We start from the raw sequence: 12,769 nt of genomic DNA, 5'->3' as shown, positions 1-12,769 counted from the left end.
ATGAAAAATCTTAAATACATAGTATTAAGCTTGGTGATTGGATTATCGACATCAGCTTGTAGCAACTTTCTAGAATTAGAGAGAGACAATAATAGAACAGAAGACGAAATTTGGTCGCATCCAGTAACGGCAGAAGGCGTTTTACTTTCGGGGTATCAAGGACTTCCTAACTTCTACACCACTTATGGAAACGATATCTTGGATTGTGCTACCGATAATGGTACCACAAGACAAATTAATTCGTCAGTAAGAAGAATGGCTGCAGGAGGTTGGAACCCATCGTCTAATCCTATTGGCGATTGGTCAGGTTCTTATGAAATCATTAGAAACTTGAACGACTTTCTAACGAAAGGTTTTGATGTAGATTATTTCATTGCCGACTCTCTTAGAAACGAGAATTATAAAATAAGACTAAAAGGAGAAGCACATTTCTTAAGAGCGTATTATCACTTTAACATCTTGAGAAGACACGGTGGTTTGGCAGAGAATGGTCAAGTGTTGGGTATTCCAATCATTACAAATGAAGTATCCATCAACGAAACGTTGCCAAGAAATACTTACGAAGAAGTTGTCGCTCAAATTTTAGCTGATACGGATGTTGCCATCGAATTATTACCACTTGAATATACAGGAGATAATGTTGATTTTGGAGAATCGAATGTAGGTAGAGCATCAAAAATGGCGGCTCAAGCACTTCGTTCAGTAGTGACATTGTATGCGGCAAGTCCAGCATTTGATGATAAAAATGATGATATCACTACAGATGAAGCTTGGGGTAGAGCAGCCTATGAAAGCCAAAAGTTGATTGATATTATGGGTGGTTTACCCTCTTGGAGTAACGATATTTATTTTGACGATAGAGTAGGTGAACCGATTATGCGTAGATATGCAAATAACAACGATATCGAAAAGAAAAACTTCCCTCCTTCGTTAAACGGTCAAGGATTCACTAACCCTTCACAGGACTTAGTTGATGCTTTCCCAATGGCAAATGGTTTTCCAATAGACCATCCAGATTCTGGTTATGATCCGGAAAATCCATATGAGGGAAGAGAAACAAGATTCTATGCTACAGTAATTCATAATGGAATGAATTATAAAGAAGGAACGATCAATACATATGTAGGAGGTGAAGACCATACTGATGTAAATGAGTACGCTACTAGAACAGGATATTACCTAAAGAAGTTTGTAAACCCTAATGTAAGTATTACTCCAGGTACTATAACTACAGGTAGACACTACACGGCATTATTTAGAAAAGTGGAAGCATATCTAAACTATGCTGAAGCGGCTAACGAATTGGTAGGTCCTAACACAGTGCCCCCTTTTGGAAGATTGACAGCAAAAGAGGCGATCCAAGTGATTCGTTCTAGAGCACAAATTGATTCTGATGCTTATTTAAATACAATTACTGGCCGTGATGGTTTCAGAGAATTTATTCATAATGAGAGACGTATAGAATTGGCTTTCGAAAATCACCGTTTTTATGATGTTCGTCGCTGGAATTACGATTTGAATGAATTAAATTCACCAGTAAATGGAATAGAGATAAATGTAAATCAAGACTCACAAACAACTTCCTATCAAAAGGTCCATGTTGAAGATAGAAATTACCAAGACTACATGATCTATGGTCCAATTCCATACCGTGAAGTCCTAAAAGGTGACGCTATTATTCAGAACAAAGGATGGTAAATGAAATTATTATGAAGAAATTACTAAACTTATTTTTTATCGCAACGCTGTTCCTAACAGGTTGCGATAACTACAACGATTATTTAACAGATTACGATTACTCAACAACTTATTTTCCTTATCAAAAACCAGTAAGAACAGTAATTGCTGGTGAAGGATTACAGTTTAAAATGGGTGTTGTACTAGGTGGAAAGAGAGAGAATACAAAAACAGAAGTAATAAAATTTGAAATCGATACGACCTTGTTAAGAGATACGCCATTCGAATTACTTCCTTCTGAATATTATACATTGAGTAACGATAACGAAATGTGGATTCAGGAAGGCCAATTTCAAGGTTTGATTGATGTGGTAATGGATTCGGTGAAATTTCTATCAGATCCCAATTCTTTGACAAGACACTATGCCTTGCCCGTAAGAATTATCTCTGCAACGACCGATTCGGTGCTTACAGGTGATGAATTGAAAGGTATCGCTCCAATGGATTACATGATTCCGGTAATCAAATACATTCATACATTGGATGCGATTTGGTATCATCATGGTGTAGATTCAGCGTTTAATGCTAGTGGAGATTTGGAGGAAGTGATTGTAAATAGTACAGAAGATCTGATCAACAACTCTACTTGGAATTTATCTACAGTAGGAGCAAGTAAAGTAATCAGTAATGGTTTGTCGGGAATCAAAAATACTTCGAGATTAGAAATGGACATGAATTTTGATGATGGTTCAATTGACTTAAAGAGCACATCAGATTCTGAAATTCAGAACGTAGAGAACATCTCTTCTCGTTATGTGAGTGATGATCTAATGGTGTATTTAAAGTATAAGTATACGGTAGATAACTTGACACATATCGTCACAGATACGCTTACTTTTAGAAACAAAGAGTTATCGTTAGAGCTCTGGGATTAATTCCTTCTTACTAAAATACAATGGAGACTGTCTTATCAATAGGATAATAATAAGACAGTCTCTTTTGCTATATTATTATTTTAATTTATTCTGAAGACCCATCTCAAGTATTTATCTATCATTTTTGATCTCAATAAATCAATTATTCATAGGGTAAAAATCCCTTTTTAAGCATAAAAACAGCTATTTACGAAATAATCCCCCCCTTAATCATATTTTGTCAACTCTTATTTTTTCCAATTACTCTTAAAATTGTAATGTCAAAAGTATGATGGAAGAATTTAATTCTAAGCGATGAAAAATAAGACAATTATAAACTTACTGATATTGTTTTGTGTGATACTGACTTCTAACTTATCTGCACAACATCTTAAATGGGAAGACCCTACCATTTATCAGTTAAATAAAATGCAGGGTAGAGCCACCTCTATTCCTTACAATAGCATTCAAGAAGTAAACCAAGACCTTCAAAAGAACATTATCTCTTTAAATGGAGAGTGGTCTTTTAAATACGTGGGCAACTACAAAGGAGAAATCAACTTAGCCAAAGAAAATGTAAAAAGTTGGGATAAGATTCAGGTGCCATCTAACTGGGAAATGTTGGATTATGGTAGAAGAATTTATACCAATACAAAATACCCTTGGGGTGTAGATAATCCTCCTTTTATTCCTCATAAAAAGCAGGAAGTAGGATTGTACCAAAAAGAATTCAACTTAGCTAAAGACTGGACTGAACACGATATTGTACTTTACTTTGGAGGTGTAACTTCTGCTTTTGAAGTGTACATCAACGGAAAAATGCTAGGCTATAGTCAAGACGATCGTTTGCCCTCAGAATTTGATATTACTCCATATGTAAAGAAAGGAAAGAATACTGTAGCCTTAAAAGTATACAGATATTCTGATGGTGCTTACCTGGAAGATCAAGACCACTGGCGTTTGTCGGGTATTCATAGAGAAGTGAAATTGATCAAAGAAAATAAATTACGCATCAACGATTTTCATATTCGTGCGGGTTTAACGGATCAATATACCAACGGTGATTTACAAGTACACTTCGAAGTGAACAACCACTATGCACGCGAAGTTTGGAAGAATTATACCATCAGAACGACTTTAAAGGATGGTGATAATCAAGTAGCTCAATCAGAAGTGTCTGTAAAAAAGGTTATCAAAAAGCGTCCACAACGTGATGATCTACCTTTTGCACACATTCAAAGCAAAATTGAGAATGTAAAGAAATGGTCAGCCGAGCAACCAAATTTATATCAATTGTACATCGAATTATTGGATCCACTTGGAAAAGTAGTGGAGGTACGTACATCAAAAGTGGGTTTTAGAACGATTGAGTCGAACGACAAAGGACAGTTCTTAGTGAATGGTCAGCCGATTTTGATTTATGGTGTCAACCGTCACGATCATCATCACCTTACAGGTAAAGTGGTTGCTGAAGCAGACATGAGACATGAAATTGAATTACTTAAGAAGTTCAATTTCAACTCAGTAAGAACATCTCACTATCCTAACGATCCTAGATTCTACGAACTTTGTGATGAGTACGGTATGTATGTAATGGATGAGGCTAATTTAGAAACTCACGGTATTACCGGTGACTTGACGAACAACAGCTTATGGTCTGGTCAGTTTTTAGACCGTATGGTGCGTATGGTGGAAAGAGATAAAAACCATCCATCGATTCTTTTCTGGTCGTTGGGTAATGAATCGGGTACTGGTTTTAACCATGCAGCTATGGCAAGCTGGACAAAAGATTTCGATCCAACTCGTTTAATTCACTACGAAGGTGGTCAAGGCGATCCAACACATCCAGAATATTTAAACTATACTTCTAAGGAATTCAAAGAGAAATTAGCGGCGAACAAGATTACATCTAACGGTACAGACCCTAGATACTTAGACATGCTAGGTAGATTCTATCCGTTGTTAGAAAGCTTGGAAGAAGTAGCCGAAAAAGATCCTTCGGGAAGACCAATTATTCTTACAGAGTACGCACATGCTATGGGGAACAGTACAGGTAATTTTGAAGATTACTGGACGTTAATTCGCAGAGTAGACCGTCTTGTAGGTGGTTACATTTGGGATTGGAGAGATCAAGGTATTGAAGTAACCGATAAAAACGGAGAGAAGTTCTTTGCTTATGGTGGTGATTTTGGTGAAGAAATTCACACTAACAATTTCTGTCTAAACGGTGTAATTACATCAGATGGACAACCTAAAGCAGCCATGTACGAGATCAAGCATGCCTTCCAACCTTTACATTTTGAAGTAACCGATTTCAAAAACTTCAAAGTGAAAGTAGAGAACCGTCATTTCTTTGAAACTACTTCAATTTATGATTTCAGTTTTGAACTTATTGAAAATGGAAAAGTGATTGAACAAGGTGCATTTACTTGCCCTGACATCAAAGCAGGCTTAAATCAAAAGGTGCAACTACCAATTAAAAAGCAACAATTTGATATTGCCAATGAGTATTTCATTACTATCAAGGCATCATTGAAAGAAGATAGAGTGTATGCATCAAAAGGTCATTTGGTAGCACAAGACCAATATTTACTTCCTCAGGGTGGATTGTTTATTCCTGTGTTTGTATCAAATAGTGGGGAGTGGAAAAAAGAAAACAGTAAAGTTGTTTACAACGACTTCGAAGTTGTAATGAGTGAGGATGGTCAATCGATCGAAAAGATCAACTATCAGAATCAAGCATTGATAACAAAAATGCCAACACCAAACTTCTGGAGACCAGCCACTGATAATGATTTGAAAGCTTCTGGTGTGAACAAGAAAAAGAAATATTGGAAAAAGGCGATTGCCGGTTTAAAATTGGTATCAAAATCAGTAAATGAAATTGATGGAGAATTAGACATTCGTTTAGAATATGAATTGCCAGAGAAAAAAGCTTCTTGGACAACAGCTTATACTTTAAAGAAAGATGGGACTGTAAAAGTGGCTGCTTCTTATGTACCTCATGCTCCACTTGTAGACATGATGAAAGTAGGCTTACAAATGGAAGTACCTAACACTTTATCGAATATTGAGTGGTACGGTAAAGGCCCTGAAGAAAACTATAACGATAGAAATGTTGGAGCAATGATGGGAATTTATACTCTTCCTTTAAACGAGTTTGCTTTGAGTTATGCCATGCCTCAAGCGTATGCTAACCGTACTGAAGTGAGAAACTTTAGTTTAACTAACTCGAAGAAAGAGGGGGTGCAATTCTCAAGTAATCAGCCGTTTGAGTTTAGTGTGTATCCTTACACAGACAAAAACATCGAAGAAGCACAACATACCAACGAATTAAAAGGCACTGATAATTTAACAGTGAACATAGATCATAAACAAATGGGAGTAGGTGGTAACAACTCTTGGAACGAAGTGGGAATGCCTTCGGAACAATACAGAGTAGCATCTCAACCTTACCAATTCCAATTTTTTATCTCTCCTAAATTGAAAGAGGAGAAATCTCAACTGTAATAGATGAAATATATGTAGCGGTGTGTATCAAAAACATGCCGCTACAAAATGAAATGAATTATAAAATAAACAGCGACAAATGAAAAACTTTACTATTTATCTTCTGTTATTTCTGTTCAGCATAGTCGGTCTTCAAGCGCAAGAATGTAATACCCTTATTGACGACAATTTCGAAGAAGATACAGATATGGAAAATCTCCCTTCTTACATTAGTCTGAATACTTCGGGAAATATTAATGCGGGCGATATCTACATGAAAGACGGTATGCTTCATATGGAGACTCCTCCAGCTGTAGGGCATGCTAAAGCAAATATTAACTTTGGAAATTTTACGCAAAGCGAGTTTGAAATATCATTTAAAGTAAAATCAAACAATAGTGGTGGTTATACTTTTAAAATGGATTTCTTAGATGCCAATAATAAATGTTGGATTGGTATTAAATATCCTGATTACGGAAAAAAAGATTTAAGATACGATATCTTAGAAAACGGTAACGTTCCAGGTGGTAGCAATTTCCCAGAAGAAAATTCATTATTAGACGGGGAATATGTAGTAAATACATGGTATGATGTGCGTATGGTATTTAATGCCGATCATCAAGTATCTCTTTATTTGGATGGTGTATTAAAGTTTGCTAACCTTCCATTGCCAGAAGTGGTGAAAGGTTCTCCAATCACAACCGTAAAAATGTATTCTCAAGGATCGTTAAACAGTGGTGTAATCACTTTCTTCGATTATTTTAAAACAGTAGAAGGTCCACAACTTAATAAAGATCTTATTGCTAAAAGCATTATTGATGCTGAAAACTTTTTAGAACTAAAAGAATCATCAGGGCAATATCCTCAAGAAGCGATTGATCAGTTAAAAGCAGATATTGCTAAAGCCAAGGCGACAATGAACGATTGTAGTCTTACTCAAGAAGAATTGGATCAAGCTGCCACTGATATGGATGAGGCTTTAGAAGAATTTAGAGGTCAAATCATTATCATCCCTACTGATGTAACTGTTTCTGTGAATTGGAACGAGTCGTTGATGGAAAGAAAAGCAGAATGGTTTGGAGCTAATTCTACTTATAATGCTGATGGACAAGGTTTATGGAATCCAGATATGGACGACTTCGAACCAAGGGTGATTGATTTAGCGAACTATACAGGTTCAGCTTATTTTAGATTCCCTGGTGGGACAATGGCCAACTTATACAATTGGAAAAGAGCAATTGGTCCAACAAGCGATAGAATAGATAATCTAGATGCCCATAACGATGGTAAAGCCTTCCATAACAACTTTGGACCAGACGAGTTCGGTAAATTGTTGAATACAACTTATTTGGAAGACGGCTCTATAGTGGTTCCTTTCGCTTACGGAACGCCTCAAGATGCAGCCGATTTTGTAGAATACATGAACGCAGAAGTGGGTGCTAACCCTAACGGCGGAAAAGATTGGGCATTAGAAAGAGCAAAAAATGGTCAATACGAACCTTACAATATTAAAGTTTGGGAAATCGGTAATGAGTTATTTGGTAACTGGGAATTATCGGTAATGAACTACCCTTTAAGTGGCGACGATATTCGTGGTGGAGAATCAATTCGTAAAGGCGATGCCAGTTTCTATGTATATGGTGGAACGGAAAGATTTACTAACCAAAGAGCCGTAAAACAAACAACTTGGGTGGTAGATGAATGTAAATTAGACGGATCTCCTGAACAAGAGTTTTATGTGAAATTCCCTCCTATAGATATGTCTCAGGATTTTAAAGTGACAATTGAAGGAGAAGAATGGACAGAAGTATTAAACTTTGAAAACTCATCTGCAACAGATAAACACTACGTAGTGACAAGTGCTGAAAACGGTACTTTCATTTTCGGAGACGGGGTAAATGGTGCAATTCCAGAAAGCTTAGGTGATGTTGTTTTAGATTATACGACAGGCCCTCATGCTGGTTTTAGTGCTTACTACCAAGCAATGAAAGCAGTAGACCCAAACATTACAGTCGTAAGTTGCTATGAAGGAGAAGACTTCTTTAAGCATATGGCTGATATCAATGCACCTTATGATGCTGTAGCCCGTCACTATTATCCAGGAGGAGAAGCCAACGTTGGACAAGAATTTATTTTTGAGTTATCTCAAATAGCGAAATACAATACTAGAGTAGACGATTTCAAAAACTATTTAGAGAAGTACGACAATACGGGGTTAAATGGTATCGAAGTACAACAATTCTTATCAGAATATGGTACGCCAAGAAACTTCTCTGCGATTCCTCATGCGATGATCTTATGGCATCAAATGATGAATAATTATCAAAAAGAATTGCTTGGTATTCAGACTCACTCTTTCTTTAAGAACGATGGTACTACCATGGTAGAAACGCGTTTTGGAGGCTTCTTGATGGCCAAAGGTTTTGCACATCACATCTTCACTCACTTGCACCAAAACAATTTTGTGAAAACAGATTTTGAAGGAGAGAAGTATACACATAATAATGCGGAACTTTGGAATACGTATCCAACGGCATCAGTAAATGAAGACAAAACAGTAGCCACAATTGTTATTCCTAATACTTCGGATGGAAAGCAATTACAAACCACTTTCGATTTTGCTTCACTTCCTTTTGATAAATACGATCATGTTGTTCTAAAGAAATGGGTGGCATTATCAGATAACCTGAACACAGACAATACTTCTGATTTTCCAAACAATGTGCGTTTAGAAGGTCCATTTGTTATTGATGATGCTAAGAACTTTAAGTTCGATAAGGTAGAACCATATACAGTAACCGTTTACCAGTGGTCGGTTTCCGATGAAGAAGAAATTACTTATTTACATGATATTCAACCGAAAATTAGTTACGGACAGGTAAGTAATGAATACGGTTTCTCTGAGGATTCAGTATTGGTAATTAATGGATCTCAGTACGATCATTCTGTGACTTTAAGTTATAATACTGAAGTAGAATACGATATCAAAAACTACTTCGATTTCTTTGAGGCCGAGATCGGTTTGGAAGATAACTTTATCGGTGGTAGCATCATTCTAAAAATCTTTGGTGATGATGAATTGATCTACGAATCGTTACCAATTGGAGAAAACACCCCATTAGAGTACATCAGTGTGGATGTTAGAAGCGTGGAGAAATTACGTATAGAGACAAAACCAAATCAAGGATTAGGCATTAATTTAGGCATGGGTCATGCTCGGTTATTTAAAAACGAGAACTACAACGATGATGTCACTGGAATTGACCTAGAGCGAAAAGCTTTAAACATTTCGCCAAACCCTTTCCAGAATAGAATACATGTTGCTTTGCCAAAAGCAGTGAATGGTACACTAATGATTCACGATGTTATGGGCAGAGTTGTCTTGCAACAAAAGCTTCATCAGAAGATGGCCATTGACCTTGACTTATCTTTCTTGAACAACGGTATGTATATCGTAAATGTATACAACAACGAGGAGGTATATGTAGGCAAAATATTGAAATCTAACTAACAGTCATAATCTATATAATCATGAAAAGTAAATTAACTTTCGTCTTTTTATTACTTATATCCCTGTGCTCTTATGCACAGGAACCTGTAACGATTACCTATAATTTTCAAAATGGATTTAAAGCATCAACTAATGGAGTAGAAGATAATGTTTTATATCCTCAACGAGCAATTATTGGCGGATCTAGACTAGAAAATCAAGGTATTGTTGATAATATGGCGGTCACAAAGATCGTCAACAACAATGCGACAAACTATAATAATACCTTTTTCCGATTTGATATTTATACTGGTAAAGGAACACAGTTTAAAATCAATAAGATAAAAGTAATTCAGAAATCGGAACACTCCGGAGACCCTGATGCAATTGCTGAAGGCGGAAGTGGTAATACCTATCTTTTTAGAGTGGGTACACAACTAAATGGTGCTTCAATTTCGAATAGTGATCCTGAACAATCATCGGAGAATCTATTGTTTTCAGATGTGTTGGAAGAAACAGAATATTCTCCAGGAGCGGCATATAGCTCAGTAAAAAACGGAGAATATGTATCTGTGTATTTAACAGGTAGAGGGGAACGTGTAGGTGGAACCTCAATTCCTGATGAAGATGGTGGAGGAATTCACGAAGACGATATCTTCGATTGGACAGTAGATGAATTGATTATCGAAGGAGAATATGTAGCGGGTCTTTCGATTCCAACTTTTGAAGTTGATTATGCTCTAGATAATAAAGACATGACTGCCGTTTCTTCTCATACAGCTATCAGTGCAACAGAAATGCTAAGACAAAATGGAGAGTCTCAATGGAAACAGGATAGAACTTTTAGTATTCGTTTAGCAAGTACTAACAACAATTTGGGTTATAAAAATGTGGGCTTTATCTACGACATGAATGTAGCCGACGGTTATAAGGCAATGATCAATAATTACGAATTGAAATTTGCCGGTTCGGGTGAATACGGTAAATCAAGAGTGAATAGAACATCGATTTATCATGATAAAAGTAGAGATGGCTCAGGTACAAGAGTAGATTTTTATAATTCTGATGTGTTCGCAGGTGTCGAAAAATATGGTGATAATATCAAAGACATCGATTACATGTCGGCATTTTTTACCGATAATCTTACTTTCGAAGACGATTATTCATTCTTGATTAGTCTAAATAGAACAGGTAAAACAGACAATGTTCAACTAAGAGAATATTTTACTTTCGATCATGTGACCATTCGTGGTACAGCTATTCCTGAAAATGCTCACGCCTTATATCAAGAAATCTTGGTAGGTCAGGATTTATTTGTGAATGCAGTAATTGGAAGTGGTGCGGACGAGTACTTACAAGAAATTGTCAATCGTTACAAAGACGAGCTTCAAATTGCTGTCGATGTAGCTTTCGATGAGTCGAAAACAACTGATGAGTTAAATGCTAAGTTCACTTATGTAGAATGGCTGAACGAGCATTTCAGAAACAACACCAATAGCAGAAGCAATGTTGCTCCAATGGTAACAGATAAGAGTATTGAAACCTCTAAAAACGGTGCTGCTCAGTTTACTTTAGAGGGAACAGATACAGACGATGATTTATTGAAATTCGAAATCAAAATGCAGCCACAATATGGTAGTGTTTCTATGATTGATGGTGCCTATTATTACACTCCAAATGCGGATTATGTGGGAGATGATTCTTTTACTTATGTAGCCAACGATGCCCGTGAGGATTCCAATGAAGGTACTGTTTCAGTGACTGTAATTAATGATGGAAATACAGCTCCTGTAGCTAAAGAACAAGACCTAGAAATTATGTCTGGAGAATCTTTAGTCATTACTTTAGAAGCAACTGATGAAGATGGAGATGCCCTTACTTATCTTGTGGAAGATCAACCGTCAAACGGTCAGTTAACAGGTACTCCTCCAAATATAACCTATGTATCAAATGCTGATTTCGATGGAGAAGATAGTTTTACTTTTAAAGCATTCGATGGTAGTACTTTCAGTAATATTGCAACAGTAAAAATTACGGTAACGCCTATTCCAAATAATCCACCAGTGGCTCAAGATCAAACAGTAGAAGTGATGTCGACCCAACAAGTTGATATCGTTCTTTCTGCCACAGATCCAGATAATGACGAGTTAACTTTTGAATTGGTGAATGGACCAACTAACGGTGTTTTATCAGGTGATATTCCTAACCTTACATATACTCCAAATGCAGAATTTTTAGGAGAAGATACCTTCACTTTCAAAGCATATGATGGTAAAGATTATAGTAACACAGCCACGGTATCTGTAAATGTTATTGAGTTTGTCAATACCAAGCCAGTGGCACAAAATCAAGATTTCTTGATCAATCAAAGTCAGAAAGTAGATTTTACATTAACAGCTACAGACGAAGAAAATGATCCGATTACTTTCAGAATTGTAGCTCAACCTGAAAACGGTGTGATCGAAGGAGAAATTCCAAACTTGAGTTATACGCCAAACTTTGGTTTCCATGGGGTAGACAAACTTTCTTTTGTGGCCAATGATGGCACCGAAGATAGTGAGGTGGCTTACATTACATTTAATGTTAGAGATACTGGTGAAGGAGGGTCTGATAACACTGCTCCAACTGTTGAAGATATAGCGGTATCAGTTGAAAACACAGCTTCGATTTTAATTGAATTATTAGGTACAGATGAAGATGATGATCTATTGACCTACCATGTGATAAAAACGGTAGTAAACGGTCGTTTGGATCAATTTGATAACCACATGGAATACTATCCAAATGCTGGTTTTGAAGGAGAAGATTCATTTACCTATGTTGCTAATGATGGAGAACTAGAAAGTAATATTGCAACAGTAACAATTACAGTTACCAACGGTCAGATTACCGGAATTCATGATCAGCTAGCGTCTGTAATAGAGATGAAGGTGATGTCGTCTAAAGTGGTCTTACAAGATAAATCTCAAGCCAATCAGAATGTAAGTTTGGGGATCTATCAATTAGAAGGTAAACAATTGATGAATAAAGAAATACAACTGCCCGCAAATGCAGTTGAAACAGTAAAATACCAATTTGAGAAGAGTAAAGTGTATATTTTAAAACTAAATACGACTAAAGGTCAAGTGACTAGAAAAGTGATTTTTAACTAACTACTGTTTTTGATGCAGATGTTGGGGGACTTATTTTAAGTCACCCC

The 12,769-nt window shown here is 36.5% G+C and carries 5 protein-coding genes; all 5 read left to right on the top strand.

The genetic code is table 11. The features are described 5' to 3' along the window. The gene (locus NH26_RS24335; protein ID WP_044217321.1) at positions 1 to 1,698 is read left to right on the top strand and encodes a RagB/SusD family nutrient uptake outer membrane protein; all 1,698 of its coding nucleotides are present in this window, start codon (positions 1 to 3) and stop codon (positions 1,696 to 1,698) included. An 11-nt stretch (positions 1,699 to 1,709) separates the two neighbouring features. Further along, complete coding sequence (locus tag NH26_RS24330; protein WP_158022032.1) at positions 1,710 to 2,612, top strand: DUF1735 domain-containing protein; 903 nt, start codon at positions 1,710 to 1,712, stop codon at positions 2,610 to 2,612. 294 nt (positions 2,613 to 2,906) lie between these two features. Then, positions 2,907 to 6,101: a glycoside hydrolase family 2 TIM barrel-domain containing protein gene (locus tag NH26_RS24325; RefSeq protein ID WP_044217319.1), complete on the top strand. Its 3,195-nt coding sequence runs from the start codon at positions 2,907 to 2,909 to the stop codon at positions 6,099 to 6,101. A 79-nt stretch (positions 6,102 to 6,180) separates the two neighbouring features. Further along, entirely contained in the window at positions 6,181 to 9,591 is a 3,411-nt protein-coding gene (locus NH26_RS24320; protein ID WP_084812374.1) for an NPCBM/NEW2 domain-containing protein, read from the top strand. Positions 9,592 to 9,611: 20 nt separating this feature from the next. Continuing rightward, positions 9,612 to 12,722 (top strand): Ig-like domain-containing protein, encoded by a 3,111-nt coding sequence (locus NH26_RS24315; protein WP_044217317.1) that lies wholly within the window; start codon positions 9,612 to 9,614, stop codon positions 12,720 to 12,722. Positions 12,723 to 12,769 lie beyond the last annotated feature (47 nt).

This window comes from Flammeovirga pacifica (assembly GCF_000807855.2).
In the GTDB taxonomy this organism is placed as follows: domain Bacteria; phylum Bacteroidota; class Bacteroidia; order Cytophagales; family Flammeovirgaceae; genus Flammeovirga; species Flammeovirga pacifica.
This window is presented reverse-complemented; position numbering and strand designations above follow the sequence as displayed.

Coding starts and splice junctions, on each gene's coding strand:
- NH26_RS24325 (WP_044217319.1), top strand. CDS start 2,907: ATGAAAAATAAGACAATTATAAACTTACTGATATTGTTTTGTGTGATA.
- NH26_RS24315 (WP_044217317.1), top strand. CDS start 9,612: ATGAAAAGTAAATTAACTTTCGTCTTTTTATTACTTATATCCCTGTGC.
- NH26_RS24330 (WP_158022032.1), top strand. CDS start 1,710: ATGAAGAAATTACTAAACTTATTTTTTATCGCAACGCTGTTCCTAACA.
- NH26_RS24320 (WP_084812374.1), top strand. CDS start 6,181: ATGAAAAACTTTACTATTTATCTTCTGTTATTTCTGTTCAGCATAGTC.
- NH26_RS24335 (WP_044217321.1), top strand. CDS start 1: ATGAAAAATCTTAAATACATAGTATTAAGCTTGGTGATTGGATTATCG.